This is a genomic window from Lysinibacillus sp. FJAT-14745 (genome assembly GCF_001275675.1).
Taxonomy (GTDB): Bacteria; Bacillota; Bacilli; order Bacillales_A; family Planococcaceae; genus Lysinibacillus.
The window spans coordinates 24,411-45,483 of the sequence record NZ_LITM01000008.1 but is presented as its reverse complement, the minus strand read 5'-3'; the positions used below and the strand labels follow the sequence as shown (position 1 = coordinate 45,483).

20 protein-coding genes are annotated in these 21,073 nt (G+C 37.6%); 12 read left to right on the top strand and 8 right to left on the bottom strand.

Features of this window, described 5'->3' with window-relative positions:
- Positions 1-126: 126 nt before the first annotated feature.
- Positions 127-1,512: a S41 family peptidase gene (locus AMS59_RS14050; RefSeq protein WP_053484377.1), complete on the bottom strand. Its 1,386-nt coding sequence runs from the start codon at positions 1,510-1,512 to the stop codon at positions 127-129.
- A 208-nt stretch (positions 1,513-1,720) separates the two neighbouring features.
- The gene (gene brnQ, locus AMS59_RS14045; RefSeq protein ID WP_053484376.1) at positions 1,721-3,040 is read right to left on the bottom strand and encodes a branched-chain amino acid transport system II carrier protein; all 1,320 of its coding nucleotides are present in this window, start codon (positions 3,038-3,040) and stop codon (positions 1,721-1,723) included.
- A 249-nt stretch (positions 3,041-3,289) separates the two neighbouring features.
- Here brnQ and AMS59_RS14040 point away from each other — a divergent pair, with 249 nt between their 5' ends.
- Positions 3,290-4,195 (top strand): LysM peptidoglycan-binding domain-containing protein, encoded by a 906-nt coding sequence (locus AMS59_RS14040; protein ID WP_053484375.1) that lies wholly within the window; start codon positions 3,290-3,292, stop codon positions 4,193-4,195.
- Between the two features lie 48 nt (positions 4,196-4,243).
- On the opposite strand, the gene AMS59_RS14035 is transcribed toward AMS59_RS14040, so the two are convergent.
- The 3 genes from AMS59_RS14035 to secA2 form a co-directional block, all read right to left on the bottom strand.
- The gene (locus AMS59_RS14035) at positions 4,244-4,552 is read right to left on the bottom strand and encodes a hypothetical protein (protein WP_053484374.1); all 309 of its coding nucleotides are present in this window, start codon (positions 4,550-4,552) and stop codon (positions 4,244-4,246) included.
- 67 nt (positions 4,553-4,619) lie between these two features.
- Positions 4,620-5,519: an accessory Sec system S-layer assembly protein gene (locus AMS59_RS14030; protein ID WP_053484373.1), complete on the bottom strand. Its 900-nt coding sequence runs from the start codon at positions 5,517-5,519 to the stop codon at positions 4,620-4,622.
- Positions 5,519-7,882 (bottom strand): accessory Sec system translocase SecA2, encoded by a 2,364-nt coding sequence (secA2, locus tag AMS59_RS14025; RefSeq protein WP_053484372.1) that lies wholly within the window; start codon positions 7,880-7,882, stop codon positions 5,519-5,521. The genes AMS59_RS14030 and secA2 overlap by 1 nt, the downstream gene beginning before the upstream one ends.
- A 224-nt stretch (positions 7,883-8,106) precedes the next feature.
- Between secA2 and AMS59_RS14020 the strand changes: the two genes are divergently transcribed.
- A complete protein-coding gene (locus AMS59_RS14020; RefSeq protein ID WP_053484371.1) occupies positions 8,107-9,171 on the top strand; it encodes a glycosyltransferase family 4 protein in 1,065 nt (354 codons plus the stop codon).
- Positions 9,172-9,528: 357 nt separating this feature from the next.
- Here the strand turns inward: AMS59_RS14020 and AMS59_RS14015 are convergent, their stop codons facing one another.
- Entirely contained in the window at positions 9,529-10,590 is a 1,062-nt protein-coding gene (locus AMS59_RS14015) for an LCP family protein (protein ID WP_053484370.1), read from the bottom strand.
- Positions 10,591-10,737: 147 nt separating this feature from the next.
- A complete protein-coding gene (locus AMS59_RS14010) occupies positions 10,738-11,373 on the bottom strand; it encodes a YigZ family protein (RefSeq protein ID WP_053484369.1) in 636 nt (211 codons plus the stop codon).
- A 156-nt stretch (positions 11,374-11,529) separates the two neighbouring features.
- Here AMS59_RS14010 and AMS59_RS14005 point away from each other — a divergent pair, with 156 nt between their 5' ends.
- The 4 genes from AMS59_RS14005 (at position 11,530) to AMS59_RS13990 (ending at position 15,546) form a co-directional block, all read left to right on the top strand.
- Entirely contained in the window at positions 11,530-12,699 is a 1,170-nt protein-coding gene (locus AMS59_RS14005; protein WP_053484368.1) for a sensor histidine kinase, read from the top strand.
- 13 nt (positions 12,700-12,712) lie between these two features.
- Positions 12,713-13,387, top strand: a complete 675-nt coding sequence (locus AMS59_RS14000) for a response regulator transcription factor (protein ID WP_053484367.1) — start codon at positions 12,713-12,715, stop codon at positions 13,385-13,387.
- 330 nt (positions 13,388-13,717) lie between these two features.
- Complete coding sequence (locus AMS59_RS13995) at positions 13,718-14,275, top strand: nuclear transport factor 2 family protein (protein WP_053484366.1); 558 nt, start codon at positions 13,718-13,720, stop codon at positions 14,273-14,275.
- A 428-nt stretch (positions 14,276-14,703) separates the two neighbouring features.
- Complete coding sequence (locus tag AMS59_RS13990; RefSeq protein ID WP_053484365.1) at positions 14,704-15,546, top strand: DegV family protein; 843 nt, start codon at positions 14,704-14,706, stop codon at positions 15,544-15,546.
- 18 nt (positions 15,547-15,564) lie between these two features.
- Here AMS59_RS13990 and AMS59_RS13985 read toward each other — a convergent pair whose 3' ends face one another.
- Positions 15,565-15,912, bottom strand: coding sequence for a hypothetical protein (locus AMS59_RS13985; protein WP_234007795.1), 348 nt, complete (start codon positions 15,910-15,912; stop codon positions 15,565-15,567).
- Between AMS59_RS13985 and AMS59_RS13980 the strand changes: the two genes are divergently transcribed.
- From AMS59_RS13980 to flgK, 6 genes are all read left to right on the top strand, one after another.
- On the top strand, positions 15,902-17,266 hold the full coding sequence (locus tag AMS59_RS13980; RefSeq protein ID WP_053484363.1) for a DEAD/DEAH box helicase: 1,365 nt from the start codon (positions 15,902-15,904) through the stop codon (positions 17,264-17,266). The two genes, AMS59_RS13985 and AMS59_RS13980, sit on opposite strands and share 11 nt — an antisense overlap.
- Positions 17,266-17,856, top strand: coding sequence for a ComF family protein (locus AMS59_RS13975; protein WP_053484362.1), 591 nt, complete (start codon positions 17,266-17,268; stop codon positions 17,854-17,856). The genes AMS59_RS13980 and AMS59_RS13975 overlap by 1 nt, the downstream gene beginning before the upstream one ends.
- An 83-nt stretch (positions 17,857-17,939) precedes the next feature.
- On the top strand, positions 17,940-18,353 hold the full coding sequence (locus AMS59_RS13970; protein ID WP_053484361.1) for a TIGR03826 family flagellar region protein: 414 nt from the start codon (positions 17,940-17,942) through the stop codon (positions 18,351-18,353).
- A gap of 326 nt (positions 18,354-18,679) precedes the next feature.
- Entirely contained in the window at positions 18,680-18,940 is a 261-nt protein-coding gene (gene flgM, locus AMS59_RS13965; RefSeq protein ID WP_053484360.1) for a flagellar biosynthesis anti-sigma factor FlgM, read from the top strand.
- A gap of 27 nt (positions 18,941-18,967) precedes the next feature.
- On the top strand, positions 18,968-19,468 hold the full coding sequence (locus AMS59_RS13960) for a flagellar protein FlgN (RefSeq protein ID WP_053484359.1): 501 nt from the start codon (positions 18,968-18,970) through the stop codon (positions 19,466-19,468).
- 49 nt (positions 19,469-19,517) lie between these two features.
- The gene (gene flgK / locus AMS59_RS13955; RefSeq protein WP_053484358.1) at positions 19,518-21,059 is read left to right on the top strand and encodes a flagellar hook-associated protein FlgK; all 1,542 of its coding nucleotides are present in this window, start codon (positions 19,518-19,520) and stop codon (positions 21,057-21,059) included.
- Positions 21,060-21,073 lie beyond the last annotated feature (14 nt).

Sequence of the window (21,073 nt, the reverse complement as noted above, 5' to 3'; positions counted from 1 at the left end):
ATTGGCAAAGTGGTAACGAAAAAATCCTTTTATCGCTCAATAATAAACTTATTTTTTCCTAATCAACACGCCTGTTATAAATTAAAAAAATTCCTCTCACCACTACTTAAAGGTGAGAGGAATTTGTTATTTCTTAACTGTAATATGAAGATAAGCGCCTTTTTGAAGCTTATTGTCTGATTCTTTTTGAATAGATGGATGAACAAGTAGCATGTACTCTCGCCCACTGTTTAACGGTTTTGATGGAGTAACAAGTAATGAACTACCATCGACTTTTGCAGTAATTGGTACTTCGTTACCGCCTAAAGCGACAAGCTGTACACTGCCTTTAGCAATCTCCGGAGTGAGTGCTTGTGAGAATTTCACGGTAAATGTTTTAGACGTTGGTACATTTTTTAAGCTTGCAAGCTCTTTATAATTGGTATATTGTGCTTTAATTGCATCATAATGTGCCTGGAAAATAGGAGCAGTTTTTGTTTGGACGTTCGGTTTTACCCCAACTTCATTAATCGTTTTCCCTGAAGGACCTGTAAAATTACCAATAGTAAGCTTTAAATAGCTACCATCTTGCAATTCAAAAAAGCCTTGCATACAGCCTTTTCCATACGTAGTTTCTCCATATAAAATAGCAGATTGCTGATCTTGTAATGTTGCTGATAACATTTCAGAGGCACTAGCACTATAGCGATTTACGAGAATACGTGTATCAGCTGGGAATTTTTCGTTTTGATTGACTGCACGTATTTTATAAGTGGCATGTGCTTCTTGTAGTAAATACGCAATTTTTGTGTTCGGGAATAGCCCTGCAATCTCCTCAGCTGTTGACACATAGCCGCCACCATTGTTTTGTAAATCAAATATAAAAGAGGTTGCACCACGCTGTTTTAATTGAATAAGTGCATCCTTGACAAGCTTTGCACCGTCTTCTGTGAAGGATGACATAGCAATATATCCAACATCCCCAAACAGTAAGGTAGATTCTACATTTGGTAATGTGAATTTTTTTCGTGTAATGGTTGTAGTAGAAGTTTTACCATCTGCATGTTTGAGGGTCACTTCTATTTTAGTATCTTCATCACCAATTAATAAGGAGGAGGCTTCTTGTGTAGAGCTTCCTACTACGGATTGCCCGTTAATGGCAATAATAATGTCTCCAGCAACTACACCGGCATTAGATGCACCGCTATCCTCAAACACTTGTAAAATATGAATGCCATCTGCATGTTCTTCGATGATTACACCAATCCCAAATGTTGATAGATCGATGCTATTCATATAATCCTCTAGTTCCTTTTTCGTAAAATATGTGGAATAAGGGTCTAGCATATCAATGATTTCAGGAATTGTTTTAGCTTTTTGCAAATCTCCATGGATGGTTCCAACATATTTTTCCTCAATAATTGCCTTGATTTCCTTTACAAGCTGTTGTTCATTGCTTGCAGCAGAAGCGTTTGTAAATGGAAAGATGAAAAAGCTTAGAACGAATACGAAAGACCACAATATTTTTTTCATGGGACACCTCTTTTCTAATTATCTTTATTATACATGAATTTCCATATAAGCGTGAATAGGAAAAGGAGGGGATTTACTACAAAAAAATGAATCTGCTAGTCTTTTGCGTGAAAGTAAGTTTATGCAAGATTCATAGACAGTCGTTGTCTAAAAGAAGCTTGAGGCTTATTCGCAAAAAGCATGCAGATTCAAGTTAGATGAAGAACTTTTATTTTTTTATTAGCTTATGAATGATAAAGCCGATAAGCGCACCGATTATTGCAGGTACAAGCCATGCCAGACTTTGCTCGTATAATGGTAAAGCTTTTAAAATGTTCACATATGGTGCAATTGTAATCTTCATTTCCTTTAAACCATCATTCAGACTAACAAAGAATGTAGGAATTAAAGCTAAAATGTAAACAATCTTTCCACCTTTAAAGAAGTTATCGAAAAGCGACAGAACCATTAACACCATCGCTAGCGGATAGATGATTAATAATACAGGTAGTGATGCACTAATAATTGTTTCAAGACCTACGTTTGTAATCGCTGCACTGAAAATTGTGAAAATTACTAAAAACGTTTTATACGAAACTTTAGGAAATAGTTTATGGAAATATTGAGCATTGGCAGTCAGTAAACCTACAGCAGTAGATATACAAGCTAGTAAAATTGTGACAGCTAATATGATACTTCCAAGTTTACCAAAAAGAACTTCAGCTGACTTCGCAATAATAGTACCACCATTATCAAAAGTACCAATTGCATCAATACTAGTGTTACCAATTTGTCCAAGTGAGATATAGACAAATGATAAGCCAAGAGCGGCAACAATTCCCGCGAAAATTGTCGTTTTGACTTGCTTTTTAGTATCCGACATACCCATGTCGCGCAATGCTTGCAAAATAACGATTCCGAAAACGAGTGCACTTAGTACATCCATTGTTAAGTAGCCTTGAACAAAGCCTTCAGTCAACGGTGACTTAGTGTATTTTCCTATAGCTGTCCCTGGTTCACCCATTGGGGAAATAAAGCTTTTAATCGCCAGTAGTAAAATAACGGCCAATAGAGCAGGCGTTAAAATTTTCCCAACGCGATCGACAAGCTTTGAAGGGTTAATCGCTAAGAATAGTATAAAGGCAAAAAATACTACAGAAGTAATGAAAAGTGGTGCCCAATGATGAGTTGCTGCCTCTGGGAGTAATGGGGCAATCCCAATTTCATAGGATACAGAGCCTGTACGCGGCACTGCAAAAAATGGTCCAATCGCTAAATAAACGATTGATGTAAAAATAACACCAAAGGTAGGGCTGACACGATTAGCAAGTAATTGTAGATCGCCACCTGCTTTCGCAATAGCAACGATTGCTAATAGTGGTAATCCGACACCTGTTATTAAGAAACCAATCATGGCTGTTGTTATATGTTCACCAGCTTGTTGACCTAATAATGGGGGGAAGATAATATTTCCAGCACCTAAAAATAAGGCAAATAATAGTAAACCTACTGCCAAATTTTCCTTGATGAAAAGCAAGATGTTTTTCATAAAAATTAAAACTCCTTTAAGTTTGAAAAGATAAAACTTTCTAAAAATTTTAAATACAGAAGTGTATGTTATCATATGAATACTAATCTTGCAATTAATATTCTTTAAAAATTTGTAAGAATTTGTCGGAATCAGTAAGATTCATAAATTGTTTGAAAAATAGTCAGTTTTTCCGATATCTGATTTTTAAAATATCTAGTATGATAGACACACAAGGAAATATTTTAGCACGAACGGAGGCAATTTGGTATGAAAAAGACAAAAAAGTTGAGAATCTTTGCTTTAAGCACTATAGCTACTTCATTTTTAGCGCTACAGACCGCAGAAGCAGCTACATACACCGTACAAAAAGGAGATACTTTAACTAAAATCGCTCAAAGCAATAAAATAACAGTACAAGACATAAAAAGTTGGAACAATTTAACGAATGATATGATTTACGTCGCGCAAAAGCTTGAAGTTTCAAAACAAGCTACTAATGATGCGGTAAAGCCTTCAAATCCATCAACAACAAAACCGACAACACCATCAAAGCCCACAACTGTTTCACATACAGTAATTAAAGGCGATTCATTATCCAAAATCGCTAAGCAATATAATGTGACAATAAAGGACATTAAAGACTGGAATGGACTTACGACAGATAGTATTTACGTTGGACAGGTGTTAAAATTATCTCCAGTAGCCTCAACACCCGAGACTGAAACAGTACATAATAACGGATCTTCAGATGCGGGAACATCGTCAGTAACATCTAAAGATCCTACGGCTAATGGACAAGCTGTTTATAAGAAAACAGTAGAAGTAGCTAATTCATTAGTAGGAACACCATATCTCTACGGTGGCAACACATCTGAAGGTCTAGATTGCAGTGGCCTTATTTACCATGCATTTAATCAAGGTGGTTTAAAAATTGGCAGAGACAGTAGCGAAGGATATTTCAACGGTAATACAACACAAGTTAAAAATCCGATAGCAGGGGATTTAGTATTTTTTGAAAATACGTACAAAGATGGAATATCTCATATGGGTATTTATATAGGCAACAGTAAATTTATCCATGCAGGTGCAGATGGTGTTGAAGTTTCGGACGTTACATACTCTTACTGGTCTACCAGATTAGTAGCTTATAAACGATTCGATGCTATTAAATAAAGTAAAAGCGATTTTTGCATATACGCAGAGATCGCTTTTTTTATGAGGCTAGATAAAAATTCTCGGTTGAAGGCGAACAGTTTCGCTGATAAAAAATGTGGCATCGCTGATAAAGGCGGCGACCATCGCTGATAAAAGTGTCAGAATCGCTGATAAGACACCGAACATCGCTGATAAAAGTGTCGGAATCGCTGATAAGACACCGAACATCGCTGATAAAAGTATCAGAATCGCTGATAAACCACCGAACATCGCTGATAAAAGTGTCAGAATCGCTGATAAGACACCGACTATCGCTGATAAAAGTGTCAGAATCGCTGATAAGACACCAAACATCGCTGATAAAACACCGACCATCGTTCCATAAGAAAATGAACAAATGAAAAAACCCTTCTTTTAATATAAAGAAGGGTTTTTAAACACTTTATTGTGTTACACGTGCTGTCCAACGAGAAAGATCAGCATCTTTTGCGTCAACAAGCTCTGCTGGGAAGATAAATGTCCATGGCTTTGTTGAGTTTGGTTGTACAGTTAATATTGGATCCATTTTAAATGAGCCTTTAGCAATTTGTTTGCCTGTTGCATCAATGATTTCTAATGGTAATTGTTCTAGATTAATAGCTTTATTATGTCCGTTACGAATGAAGATGGACACATTAAAATTACCGTTATCAGCAAGTTTCGCTTGTAGGCCAGTGAAGTTTACTTCTGTTTCGCCTAACTTAGGTAAAGTTTTTACGATTTTTTCAAGCTCTTCTTTTTGTGCTGCAGGCAGTTGTTCTTCCCATGATGGGTCTAATTCTAATTGGTGACCACGAAGGGAAACAAGGTTGAATGCAATTTTCCAGCCATCTTCTGGTACTTCATCGACTTTTATTGTTGATTTTTCAAAGTCAAATACCCATGGACGAGCACTTTCTGCTGGAATTGTGCCAAGTGCTGCAAAGTCGAATTTTTTAGATGCTACAAGCTCGTCATTTTTATCCATAATGAACAGCTCAATTTCACCTAGCTCAATGTCTTGAGGTAATGATGAGCGGAAAAATGCACGTACTTGCCATTTTTTAGAACGCGGATCTTCTTCAATACTAATAGAAGAAAGTGATAATTGATTTGGCTTCAATGGTTCTAGCTCATTAGCAAGGAAATTAAAAATGTACTTTTGCTCCTGTGGAACATCCCAATCTGGATGGAATGATAGCTTAGTCACGACATCGCGATTATCGCCATTGTCCGTAGTAGCACTTCCTAATAAGTCTTTAGAGTCAATTGTGTTTTCTTGAACAACTTTGTCTGATTTTTTAAAGAATGAGAATAAGCCCATTATTGTACCTCCAATTGTGCTTCAATCATTTTCATGAAGCCTGTAATTTCTATAATGATAGAACGACGTAATTCTTGGAAATTATTAGCGAACAATTCCAAGCCTTCACGCTTATAAATTCGCATAGGATCTTCTTGTTGATAATGACGTAACCCAATACCTTCTTTTAAGTGTGCCATATCCTCTAAGTGTTTCACCCAACCACTATCTAAGTAACTCAGCATAACTTGAGGTATTATCGTCATTACTTGTTCATTTTGTGAAAATTTCTCCATCTTTACTGTTAACTCATCAACAGGTTCTTGAAGTGAATCTAAAATAGGGATTACTTTGCCTACTTCTCTATCAATTGTAACAGGTGAAAGGAAGAGACTATTTAAGGTTCTTTCCATATCATCATAATTCCATTCAACTGAAGGTAATTCTTCAGAAGCTGCATCACGTACTGCAAAATCTACAGTTTCATAGAACATTTGCTTTAATTGTTCTATTAAATCTTCACCAGTTAAAATTTTATCACGTAGACCATAAATAACTGTACGTTGATCATTGATAACATCGTCTAATTTTAGGTTATATTCACGCATACCGTATTGAGAGCCTTCAACAATACGTTGTGTACGGTTAATAAGTTCTTGAACTTCTTTAGTTTGGATAATGCCTTTTTCATCGACAACTATTTTCTCTGAGAATTTTTCAACCTCTTCTTTTGCATAACGGCGGAACATATCATCTTCAATAGAGAGAATGAAGCGACTTTCACCTATGTCACCTTGGCGACCTGAACGACCACGCAGTTGATTATCTACACGGCGGCTTTCATGCTTTTCGGTACCGATGACATATAGGCCTCCAAGTGCATGAACTTCTTCGCCTAACTCGATATCTGTACCGCGACCAGCCATATTTGTCGCTACAGTAATACGACCTTTCTGACCAGCTTGTGAAATCAACTCAACCTCTTGCTCAACTGTTTTAGCGTTCAGCAATTGGAATTTTAAGCCTGCTTTCTTTAAGTGTTCGGCCACTGTTTCAGATTGCAATATTGACGTTGTCCCAATTAAGACAGGTTGTCCCTTTTCGTGACGACGTTTAGCTTCAGCTGCAACATACTTATATTTATCTTCCTGTTTGTTGAAAATAATATCAGGCTGATCGACACGTTGACGTGGGCGGTTTGTTGGAATTTGAATAACTTCCATGCCGTACACTTCGCGAATTTCTTTTTCTTGTGTTTTCGCCGTACCCGTCATCCCAGAAAGCTTCGGATACATACGGAAATAGTTCTGAATTGTGATCTGTGCCTGCGCTTTATTTTCTTCAGTAATTGTTACGCATTCTTTTGCTTCAATCGCTTGATGTAAGCCATCAGATAGCGAACGACCTTCTAAAATACGACCTGTGAACATATCAACAAGCTCGATTTTGTCATCTTTTACGATGTAATCAACGTCGCGCTTGAACATCACATGTGCACGAACTGCTTGGATAACGTAATGGTAAAGTGTTTGGTGTTCAAGATCATATAGATTATCAACATTGAAGGCAGCCTCAACCTTTTCAATGCCTTTATCTGTTAAAGAAGTAGCTTTTGTTTCATCATCAAAATCGTAATCTTCTTCTTCTTTAAAACGTTTAGCTAGCATAGAGGCAATGCGATGTAGCTCATCATTCGCAGGCATTTTCCCAGCGATAATAAGCGGTGTTTTTGCCTCATCAATAAGGACACTATCGACTTCATCGATAATGGCGAAGTGATAAGGGCGCTGTACTTTATCAGCTAAGCTATGAGCCATGTTGTCGCGTAAGTAGTCAAATCCGAACTCAGTACCTACACCATATGTAATATCTGCGTTGTAGGCTTCTTTTTTTGCACCCGGCTCCATCATCGGTATATTTAAACCAACTGTTAAACCAAGGAAACGATGAATTTGACCGACAAGCTCGTAGTCACGCTTAGCTAGGTAGTCATTAACTGTAATGACGTGAACACCTTTACCTTCTAAAGCGCGTACATAGGAAGGAAGGGAAGCGACAAGCGTTTTACCTTCACCTGTAGGCATCTCAGCAATATTACCTTCAGTTAAAACAAGACCACCGATAAGCTGTACATCAAAATGACGCATACCTAATACACGTTTTGAGGCTTCGCGTACAACAGCAAATGCGTCTGGGATGATCGATGTAATTGGTTCACCTTGTTCTAAACGATCCTTGAAAATAAAAGTCATTTCTTTTAATTCTTCATCTGACTTATTGACGTATTTTTCTTCAAGACTATTAATCTGATCTACTATTTTATAGTAGTGTTTTAATTGACGAGCACTAGTTTGCTCATTGTTGCGTTTAAAAATTGAGAACATGAAATTTACGCTCCTTTTAAATTGTCTAAATGCTAGACACTACATTATTTTATCAAATTTTACGAATGGTGACTACATTTGACATGCAGCATTCTTCCAATTTAAAAAAGAGGAATAATATTTGTGAAATGGTGGAAAATAAATAGAAAAAGTATATTTTGGCGTCTGTTCGTGCTATAATCAATTAGAATTTAAATGTAGATTATTTTTTGAGGAGGAGAGACATGCTCTACGTGTCTATAATAGCAGCATTTGTTGCTTCAATATTGTTAACTCCACTAGTGAAACGATTAGCGTTCAGAATAGGTGCTGTCGACGCACCGAACTATCGAAAAGTACATGCCCGAATTATGCCAAGACTTGGAGGATTGGCGATCTTCCTTTCTTTTTTAATAGCTGTGGCTATATTTAAGCCGATTTTGATAATCAATGAAAATGGGAGTAATTTTTTACTGGCAATTATTATTGGTGCTTGCATTATCGTAGCAACAGGTGTCATAGATGATATGCGTGAAATTTCCGCAAAGGCCAAATTAGCTGGTCAGCTTGTTGCGGCACTTATCGTTATTTTTGTAGGTGGCATTCAAATTGATGTAGTTAATTTACCATTTGTAGGTGAATTAAATTTTGGATTACTAAGTATCCCTTTAACAATTCTTTGGATTGTTGGGATTACCAATGCCATTAATTTAATCGATGGCTTAGATGGTCTAGCGGCAGGCGTTTCAACGATTGCCCTGATTACTTTAGCTGTCATGGCAATTATTATGCACAATATGTTCGTGCTAGCAATCGCAGCCATTTTAGCAGCAGCCACAGTTGGCTTTTTATTTTACAATTTCCACCCAGCGAAAATCTTTATGGGCGATACGGGAGCCCTATTCCTTGGCTTCATGATATCAGTACTCGCATTGCTTGGATTTAAAAATGTTGCGGTCGTTTCATTTATTATCCCGATTATTATACTAGGTGTACCAATTTCTGATACATTCTTTGCGATTATTCGTCGTGTACGTATGAAGAAAAAATGGTCTGATCCAGATAAATCACACTTACATCACCGTTTACTGGATATGGGCTTTACACATCGACAAACAGTGCTCATTATTTATGGAATTGCAATAATGTTTGGCTTAGCCGCAGTTATTTTCTCTATGGCAAAAGTATGGGGTGCGATTTTACTCGTAGCTGTTATTTTAACAGCCATTGAAATTTTGGTTGAAGTCATCGGACTCGCGGGTAAAAACTATAAACCACTATTGAATTTTGTACGGATATTTAATAAATAAAACATTTAAGCAATCATCCATTTTTATGGGCGGTTGCTTTTTTGTGTGTCTCGCTCCATGTAGTTTACTATGGCAGTATAGAGGGAAGTGGACATGTTCAGGTAACATAAAGAAGCTCGGGTCTACGTGAAAAAAACTCGGGTAGTGTGGAGAACTGCTCAGGTGGACCTTAGAACTTCCCGGGTAAAGAGAAAATCCACTCTAGGTAGACCATAGAACTGCTCAGGTAACATGGTTAAAAGTCAGGGTTATTTGTGTGCCTCAGCCTATAATTTTCTCGCTAAGGAAACATCACAAAAGCATGCCATACAAAAAGCCTTTCCACAAATGTATTTAAAAGTGGAAAGGCTTTTATAGTTACTGAGCGTTTTTGTTTTCTGTTGCATCATTGCCAACAGCGTTAGCTTTATCAGTATTTTTATTCGTTAAGTTACTAGATGTTTTATTATAGTCAAGATGGTTTTTTAGTGTTTTAGATATTTCATCAACCGATTCTTGATTTAATTTATAGTAGTAAACACCAGTAGACATATCATCTGTACCATCTAATGTTAAAGAATCAATGCGTGGCATCCCTTGTGATAAATAAGATAAGAATGACTTCATTTCACTAAATGTCATATTTGTCTTCATGTTATCACCGAGTGCTTTAATGACATCATCGTATTTTGAAATGGAGCTTACAGAAGAAGCCTTTTCCATGATCGCTGATAAAATCTCTTGTTGACGTTTGCCGCGTTCAATATCATTGTCTTGTTTACGTGTTCTTGCAAGTGCAAGTGCCTGACTGCCGTTTAAATGCTGTAAACCAGGCTTTAAGTTGATGGAATTGCGATCAAATTCATCCTTTTCGTGTAACGAATACGGCACGTCAGCTTCGATCCCACCTAATGCATCAACAACGTCAATAAACGCATTAAAGTTCATACGCACATAATAGTCAATCGGCACATCTAATAGTTTTTCTACTGTATCAATTGTTGAAAGTGTTCCACCATGGGCATGTGCATGAGTAATTTTATCATTACGTCCCATTGAAGGAATATAAACATAAGAATCTCGAGGGATACTTAGCATTTTAACCGTTTTTGTTTTATTGTTCAATGTTGCTAGAATAAGGGCATCAGAACGTGAGTGCTCAGAGCCTTGCCCGCGATTTTCACTATCATCAACACCGACAAATAGGACTGAAACATTATCGTGTACTGGTTCTACTTTTTCATCACGAAGTGAAGAAATGTCTCGACCTTTTAATTCTTCATGTGCTGAGTCCGCTGCATGCTCTGCTTGCTTCGCGATATAAACACCATAAGCAGTCGCGCAAATTAGTAAACTAGCAACTAAAAGAAGGCCAACTTTTATAATTAGTGAAGCTTTAGAAGACCTCTTTTTGCTTTTATTTTTAGTTCTATTTTTCATATTTGATATATTCTCCTCTGAATTTTGGGAATAATAATGCGATTAAACTAAACTTTATTCAAGTACTTTTAGAATATGTGTAAATGATAAAATAGCTCAATATTAAAATTATACTATGGATATTTAGTTTTCGACAATTAAAACTATTTATTTTACAACGAATTCGATAAATTGAGCATTCTCAAAAGTAATGTTTGCTTGTCCGTTTGTCATTTCCGTTACCCAGTTTCGGAACTGTTCTTCCTCCTCTTTTAACACAGAGACAATGATTTCGACGCCTTCTAAGTAGCGAATTTCTTCTAATGTATATGAAGACCCTCGAATTTCATTTTCTACTTTGCCAAGCCATGTATAATCAATAGCAATTTTCATCAAATGATGAAGCTTGCGTTCGACTACTTGGGCAGCCAGTAAACCTTCTGTTGTCGCTTTTCCGTACGCACGAATAAGACCGCCACCGCCAAGCTTAATGCCACCAAAGTAGCGTGTGACGACAACGACCGTATCCTTTAACCCTTGTTTTTTTAAGACTTCTAACATAGGGACGCCAGCTGTGCCACTAGGTTCCCCGTCATCATTGGCTTTTTGAATATGATCATGCTCGCCAATAATATAGGCTGAACAATTATGAGTCGCATTATGATGCATTTTTTTTATGCGTTCAATAAAAGAAATTGCATCCTCTTCCGTTTCTGTACGTTCTATATAAGTAAGGAAGCGAGATTTTGAAATAACAATTTCGCTTTCTCCATATCCTTTTACTGTTAAATAGTTTTCTCTCATCAGTATCAATCTCCTTTAAAGTAGAGTTCTATTCTATAATTTTCATAAAGAAAAAGCATTAAATTTCAACATGGGAATGCTATAATAGGTATAGACTATGTAATTGGTCTATTGAAATAGTAAGTAATCATAAGACATTAGACTGGGGAGTATACTATGTTTTCAAATGATACCTTCGATTTAAAGTCGCTTGATGACATATTTAATCGAATGTTAGAAACAATCATGAGCTCAAAAGATGATATCTTTATTATAAGTGAACAAAGCCGAATAAGCTTCGAAGATATGAAAATAGAGCTAGAAATTGTTCGAAAACAAGTTTCAATTGTTATTGATGAAGGCGATGCTTTAGAAAAAAGTACACAGCTTGCTAAGCAGAGACTTGTGTTAGTGAGTAAAGCTTTTGATAATTATACCGAAGAACAAGTTAGAGAAGCATATGAAACTGCACAAGATTTTCAAGTGAAGCTCTCTGTTATTAGAACACAAGAAAAGCAGCTACGTGATAAAAGAGATGATTTAGAGAGAAGATTAAGAGCATTACTCGATACGATTGAACGTGCAGATCATATTGTCAATCAAGTAAATGTCGTTTTGAATTACTTAACTTCAGATTTAAAAAATGTTGGTTTAGCACTTGAACAAGCAAAAATGAAACAAGATTTTGGTATACGTATTATTGCAGCACAAGAAGAGGAGCGCAAACGTCTATCTAGGGAAATTCATGATGGACCTGCTCAGATGCTGGCAAATGTACTCATGCGCACTGATTTAATAGAGAGAACGTATCGTGAAAAGGGCATTGAATATGCTTTGGCTGAAATTGCTGATTTAAAGAAAACGGTGCGTAATGCATTATCAGAGGTGCGACGTATAATCTATGATTTAAGACCAATGGCTCTTGATGATTTGGGAATTGTTCCGACATTAAAAAAATACTTATCGACAGTGACTGAATATAATCCTGGTGTTGAAGTTCATTTCCAATCGAGAAGCACCGAAAAGCGTATACCATCAAACTATGAAATATCTATTTTCCGATTAGTGCAAGAATGTGTGACAAATGCCATGAAGCACGGGAAATGCAAGGATATTTGGGTAAAACTGGAGTGGCTGAAAAGTGCCGTAAATATCGTTGTCAAGGACGATGGCATAGGTTTCGATTCACAGGTAGTAAAAGACCATTCCTTTGGGATTTTAGGTATGAAAGAACGTATCGAAATTTTGAATGGGACAATCTCAATTACAAGTGAGATAAATCGAGGTACGACGGTTTTATTTAAAATTCCGTTAAAAGTAAGTAAAACGATTGTTGGAGAAATTTAGGGGGTAAAGACAAATGACGAAGATTATTATTGTAGACGATCACCAGCTATTCCGCGAAGGAGTAAAACGTATTTTAGATTTTGAAGATACGTTTGATGTAGTAGCAGAAGGTGATGATGGAACAGATGTGGTTTCTTTATATGCTGAAAATCAACCAGATGTTGTACTAATGGACATTAATATGCCAGGGAAAAATGGAGTAGAGGCAACAGCAGAGTTGGTTAGTGAATTTCCAGATGCGAAGGTGATTATGCTATCTATTCATGATGATGAAACATACGTAACACACGCGCTAAAATCTGGATCACTTGGCTATATGCTAAAAGAGATGGATGCTGACGAAATTGTTGAAGCGATTAAAGTAGTTGCGAATGGTGGATCATACCTACATCCAAAAGTAACTAAAAATTTAGTAGCGGAATTCCGTCGTCTTTCTGAGCATGAAAATAAAGGTAACTTCCATCAAACAGAAATTCGTCGCCCATTCCATTTACTAACAAAACGCGAATGTGAAGTATTACAATTATTAACAGATGGACAATCTAACCGTACAATTGGTGAGACACTGTTCATTTCTGAAAAAACAGTTAAAAACCACGTTTCAAGCATTTTACAAAAAATGAATGTAAACGACCGTACACAAGCCGTTGTTACAGCCATCAAAAATGGCTGGGTTGAAGTACGCTAATAGCATACAAACATTGAATTTAAAGCTGTTTTTAAAGGCTACTATATTATTTAGTAGTTTTTAAAGCAGTTTTTTTAGTAAAAATAAACCGCTTGCTTTTGTGGCGAAATTGTAGTGTCATCCATCAGAAGAATCCAACCCCAATACTTGTTCACACCGTCACATTCCCTTCATAAAGTGAAATAATTTATACATAGTGATCTCTTAAATAGTGCAACATTTTAAAATCATGGGCGTCATAAGGAAGATGTAACACCTAAATGTTGAAAATGCACAACAAAATTCCTACAACGGGATTTATATGCTACAATATGCGCGGGAGGTTTTTTGATGTTAAAGAAAAGTTTTCTAGCAGTTCTTACCTTATTAATGTTAACGGCATTAATGTTAACTGCCTGTGGTAATAAAAAAGATGAAATGAGTGCAGAAGAAAGACAAAAAATCATTGATGATGGAACCGTAGGGTTTGAAATGAATGGTGGGAAAATAACAAAGGCAGAAAATATCCCTGCTGATGAAGAAAAAGCAATAATAGCAGCCTTTAATGAATATATTGCAGCTTTCAATTCAAAAGAAATTGATCGTTATATGCAAACAATCTCGAAGAATCCAAAAGGTTTCAATTATGAAGAAGAAAAAAAATACATCTCAGAAGTATTTAAACAGTCAGACGTTAAACGAGATGCTAAACATACTACAATTATAAAATATAACGCAAATGAAGCACAGGTCCATTCAAATATAACAGTGCATTTAGTACAAACTAAAACAAATGTGAAGCATGAAAGTGCAGGACAACAAGTTACAGTATTCGTCAAAGAAGATGGACGCTGGAAGGTCACTAGCGTCTTTTATATGGATGACACGAAATCAAGTACTGGCAAATAATATGAGGATATCTTCATTCAGGCTCATCACTAAGAATTGAGGTTAGGCGTTTTCTGGGATTAGCTTCAAAGATAAAACATTAGAGCGAACGCAGGTTAAATGCATCCTGTGATAACAGTTCATTGGACTTGCCTAGCTGGAACGGAAATCAAACCCACGTTATGGTGATGAGCCTTTATTTACTAAAAGAAAGATTAATGGAATGAAGATCACCCTCTTGCAAATTTAATTTTGCAAAGAGTAGTATACATAGAAAATGAATGTGAAATGGATACTAAGTTTAACAATTTAGTAGATGTCTAGAATGATGAAAGAGTGAAGCGTACTTACCACTATTCAACATTCCGACGGGTTTACGCAATGGCGTAATTCATTTCACATTCATTTCTTTTTATTGTAAACTATGTAGAATAGGAGAGTGGACATGGATGAGGACAGCAATCGTAACAGATAGTACTGCATATATTCCGGCTGAGGAACGAGCTCGCTTAAACATTCATATGATTCCGTTAAGTGTAAATATCTCAGGGCAATTATTTGCAGAAGAAGTAGATATCACGGCATCTGAATTTTATGATAAAGTACGCGGGGCAAAAGAATTCCCAAAAACAACGCAGCCCCCAATTGGAGAAATTGCCGCTCTCTTTGAAGAGCTGGCAAAAGAGTATGATGAAGTAATATCCATTCATTTATCAAGTGGAATCAGTGGAACATATCAAGGTGCAATTCAAGCAGGCGAGATGGTGGAAGGCATTGATATGTACGCTTTTGATAGTGAAATATCCTGTGCGGTACAGGGTTTTTACGTTCTACGAGCAGCTGAAATGGCGGCTCAGGGCTTTTCTGCAAAAGAAATTCTCGCTACATTGGCGGACATAAAGCAGACAAGTCGTGCTTACTTCATTGTAGACGACTTAGGGCACTTACAACGTGGGGGACGTCTGTCTTCAGCAGCTGCATTAATTGGCGGCTTATTACAAGTAAAGCCAGTACTGCATTTTGTGGACAAGGTCATTGTACCTTTTGAAAAAATTCGTACGCGTAAAAAAGCATTAAAGCGTGCGGAGGAGCTACTAGCTGAGGATGTTCAAAAGTATGAAGCACTGGAAGCTGTCGTGATTCACGCCAATTGCCAGGCTGAAGCAGAAGAATGGCTAGCACAACTAGCAGCAACCTACCCGAACGTTAACTTTAAATTAAGCTATTTCGGCCCCGTCATTGGCACACACTTAGGTGAAGGCTCAATAGGTTTAGGATGGACAAAAAAATAATCTTAAGTGAGACAGTCTCTACAGCAAATTTGTAGAGGCTGTTTTTATTTTTGGGAATACCTGTGTTGCCGGGTGAAGCGGGGGAATCGCCGCTAAACCCGTGGATATCGCCGCTAAAAGTGCCAGAATCGCCGCTAAACCTGTGGATATCGCCGCTAAAAGTGCCAGAATCGCCGCTAAACTCGTGAATATCGCCGCTAAAAGTGCCAGAATCGCCGCTAAACCCGTGGATATCGCCGCTAAAAGTGCCAGAATCGCCGCTAAACCCGTGAATATCGCCGCTAAAAGTGCTAGAATCGCCGCTAAACCTACGACAATCGCTGATAAAAACCACCCACATGAAAGGAGCAAAGCAATGAAATACAAAGGTTGGTTGTTGCCACCTGCATTACGAGATTTTCATGAAGGACGTATTTGGTTAAAGGAGCACACCACATTTTCAAAGGGAGATATCGAGAAATCGATCAATCACAAATACTTCCATATAATAGAAGGGATTCAAAAAGAGCCACATCTAAAATGCAATCGTTGCCATAATGATAATCTTCAGCTATTTACAACGTTTGCTTGTTCAAAATGCCAGCAGCAATGTATATATTGTAGACATTGTCTGAATATGGGTAGAGTGAGTAGCTGTACGCAATTGATGATCTGGACAGGCCCTCGTGCAATGAGAACAAGAAAGCATTCACTCAAATGGGCAGGGGAATTTACAGTTCTTCAACAACAGGCCGCAAACGAAATGCTAGAAAGTGTTAAAGCAAAGCGTTCGCATCTTATTCATGCAGTATGTGGGGCAGGGAAAACAGAGTTGCTTTTTCCGACTGTACATTATGCGTTACAGCAGGGCTTACGGGTATGTATTGCTACGCCACGTACAGATGTAGTGCTAGAGTTATATCCACGCTTTCAAACCGTTTTCCCGCAAACGATGATCCATGCACTATATGGTGGATCACCAAAGCAGGAGGGCTACGCACAGCTTGTGTTGGCTACAACCCATCAGCTTTATCGTTTTGAACGAGCGTTTGACATCATGATTGTTGATGAAGCTGATGCATTTCCATATACATTTGACGAAACTTTACAAAGTGCTGTGCAAAAGGCGAAAACAGAAAACGCACCAATAATGTTGGTCACAGCAACACCTTCGCAAAAATTACTTACTCAATATCAAAATAAAAGTTATTCATTTATCCCGAAGCGCTATCATAACCGTCCATTACCAGTTCCACGATTTCATTCCCTATGGAGCTATGAAAAAAGCTTAAAACGAGGAAAGATTCCACGCAAGCTAAAACAATGGACAGAGGAGCGCCTTGCACGCAAAGAGCCTTTTCTATTATTTTTCCCGAAAGTAGAATTAATGAAAATAGCTACGCCTCTTTTTCAGTTATTAGATGCAAACATTATGGCGGTGCATGCTGAAGATCCTCAGCGGAAAGAAAAAGTGCTTAAACTGCGCCATGAAGAAGTTCCAGGTTTACTGACAACGACCATTTTAGAAAGAGGAATTACGATAAAGAATGTACAGGTCGCAGTGATTGGGGCAGAATCAACAATTTTCACTTCCAGTGCACTAATACAAATCGCTGGGCGAGTTGGACGAAATGCTAATTTTACAGATGGAGACGTCGTATTTTTTCATCATGGGATTACGACTGAAATGGATGATGCGCGTACCAAAATTCTTTATTACAATAAGAAAGGATTTTCATAATGAATAAAATTGAAACACTTTGCTTATTATGCTCACAGCCTTTGCAATCAGCAATTTCATGGAAAATACTTTTAACCAAACAATTTCAACCAACAATCTGTGATAGATGCTCGGCTCGATTTGAACATTCCCCAACAGCAACAGCACTTTACCAATATAACGATGCGATGAAAGATTATTTGCATCAATATAAATTTCTTCAGGATGTCGCACTTGCTAAAGTATTTCGGCAGGAGCTACATGCACGATTTAAACTTGAAAAAGCAGCCATCATTCCGATTCCTATGCATCCCCTCAAACAAAGGGAACGTACCTTCTCGCATATGGAGGAGCTATTAAAAGCTGCTAATATTCCTTTTATACAACTTTTAGAAAAGACGACGACAGCAACGCAAAGCTCCAAAAATAGAGAGCAGCGCATCCAAGCAGCTTCCCTTTTTCGTCTGATGGCTAAAGCACATGTAGAGCATAAAGAATATCTTCTTTTTGACGATATAAAAACGACAGGAACTACTTTAAGGCATGCTACTGAGGTTTTATTAAACGCAGGCGCCAAAAATGTAAAAATCTTCACACTAATTAATGGATGAAAATGCAAATGCATTGTGTATAATAGATTACGAGTATATAAGATTCGTATCAAGCTGTTATTATGCAAGAGGAGGAAGAATAGATGGCAGAGGTTCGTAATTGTCCGAAATGTAATGAGTTTTTTAACTATATAGGGGTCAGAGAAGTATGTCATAAATGTGCTCAATCTGAAGAGGAGCTATATCAAATCGTTTATCGCTTTTTACGTAAACGTGAAAACCGTGCTGCGACAGTAGAGCGTATTGTTGAGGCAACAGGAGCTGAAGAGGAGCTATTGTATAAATGGGTACGCAAGGGGCGCTTGCAGACTGCGATGTTCCCTAATCTTGGCTATCCATGTGATAACTGTGGTCATCTAACGACAACAGGCAAGCTTTGTACAAAATGTCAAGATGAATTGAAGGCGGATTTACGCACATTTGAAGCGGCGAAGGAGTTCCGTGAGAGTGTGACAGAACGTGATCGTGTAACATATCACGCAGAACGAAAACATTAACTTATTTCAGCGAGTGTCCAAACACCCACTGAAATAGGAACTCAGTCTAAGAACGCCACGTCCTGTGACATTACCGAAATGACCGACATCGTGTCGGACCTCGTGTTGCTGTCGCTACGTTAGCACTACGCTTTCGCGCAATAAACATTTGCAGGCCTAAGCACAAAGCTGATTCCGGACACAATTATGTCGAGGCATAGTTGATAGATCTAAAGTGTGTTAATTTTAAACAAAATTAGCACACTTTTTTATATTTGAAAACTTAACATTATGTGAGACAATCCGAAATAATAGTAAGATAAGCTTTTTAGATAGGGGGTTATTAAATGAAAATTACATCTTATGGGATTAATGCAGTGAACGCCTATAAAAATCAGGTGCGCAATGTAAAATCAGGCACTAACAAAGCATCCTTCGCAGATAAAATCGAAATTTCAAAAACTGCACAGGAGATGCAAGGAGTTTCAACATACAGCGCAGAGCGTGCAGAACGCGTACAACAACTAAAAAAAGATATCGCTTCTGGTGAATACAAAGTGGACGCTCGCAAAGTTGCAGAAGATATGCTGAAATATTATCGTTTCTAAGGAATATCAGAAAGGGTGCTTAGCAAAATGTCTACAGAAGCGATCTGTTCTACATTAACAAAGCTAGAAAGAATGCATAAAAGCTTACTTGAACTAGCCATTAAAAAAACTGAAATTATTACAGTTGGGAATATCGAAGCACTGGACCAAATGCTCAAGGATGAGCAGGCGCATGTAGCGGCCATCGATAAGCTCGAGCAACAGCGTCAGAAACAGGTAACGGACTACCTTGAAGCAAAAGGATTTGCTTCAACTGACAAAACAACTGTCGCTGATGTCATCGAGGCTGCTGAACAACAGACTGAAAAAGACATGCTTTCAGCAGTGCGCAATCGATTATTGCAAATCATCAATGACTTAAAAAACCAAAACGATTTAAATCAAAAGCTAGTGTTCCAATCACTACAATTTGTCAACTTAACATTGGACGCTTTACAACCTCGTCCTGAGCAAATCAACTATTCAGGCAATGAGGTTCGTGGCACCAATACAATGGCAAAAAAATCATATTTCGATTCTCAAGCATAGTTTTTAAGAAATTAATTGCTGAAAAGCGGTTACTAAGGGAGGAAAAAGAATGCGCTCAACATTTATGGGCTTAGAAGCAAGTAAACGCGGTTTATTTACACAACAAACAGCTTTATACACAACTGGACATAATATTTCCAATGCAAATACATTAGGGTTTACTCGCCAACGAGTAAATATGCAAGCGACTCCTGGTTTTCCAAGTCCAGGCTTAAATCAGCCTGTCTATCCAGGGCATCTTGGAACAGGGGTAGAAACAAGCTCGATTCAACGTCTCCGCGATCAATTTACCGATCGACAATATCGTCAAGAAACGAATAAATTGGGTTATTGGGATTCAGCAGCAAAATCTATTTCGCAGATGGAAGATGTCATGTCAGAACCTTCACAGTTCGGTATTAACCAATCATTCACAGATTTTTGGAAATCTATGGAAGATGTTATTGACAATCCAAAAGATGCAGCTGCACGTCAGGTGTTAATTTCTAAAGGAATTGCAATTGCTGAGTCTTTTAATTCTATGGATAGACAGCTAAAACAGATCCAAGGTAATATCGGGAATGAAATTAATGTTTCGACGGATAAAGTGAATTCAATTCTTAAACAAATTGCGGCCCTTAATAAACAAATTCAAGAAGTTGAGCCGAGTGGTTACGTGCCAAATGATTTATATGATGCACGTGATGTATTAGTAGATCAGTTAAATGAATATATTCCTGTAACTGTTTCATTGCAAAAATCAGGTGGTTTAGCAAAAGATGTAGCTGAAGGTTCAATGACGATTACATATGTATCAGCGGATGGTACTCCTATTAAATTAGTGGATGGTAGACAATATGCTGCACTTGCAACGATGGATACAAACGATCAGCGCATTGATGGTGAGGTAGATGTTCAAGCGACAGGGAGCTACGCTAACTTTAAGGAAGTTAAAATTTCTGCTATTGGCGAACCACCAGGGGATCCAGCGACAGGAATCGCAATTGATTACAGTAAAATGGAACCTGGTAAAGGTACATTACGTGCACTAATTGATGCGTATGGACATAGCGGTGGACAAGGTACTTACCCAGAAATGCTTGCTAATTTAGATAAACTAGCAAGTGAATTTATAACAAAATTTAATGAAATTCATCGTAAAGGTTTTGGTTTAGACGATACTACAGGTCAGAACTTTTTCTCAGGGATGACTGCACGTGAATTTAACGTAGTAATTACTGATGCGAAGCAGGTAGCTGTATCTGATACGAAAGGCGAGGATGGTAATAACGGAAACATGCGTAAGTTAGCAGAGCTGCAATCGCAGGCTCAAGATAACTTAAAGAAAGGTACATTCCAAAACTATTATAAATCGTTAGTAGGTGATTTAGCAGTAAAGGGACAGGAAGCTGAACGTCATGCATTTAACTTTGAAACAAGTCATTTGGATATTTCTAAGCGTCGTGATTCAATGAACTCCGTTTCCTTAGATGAAGAGATGACTAATATGATTACATTCCAGCAAGCATACAATGCCAATGCACGTATGATTACAGTGGTAGATGAAACATTAGATAAAATCATCAATGGTATGGGAAGAGTAGGGCTATAATAGCCACTTAACTG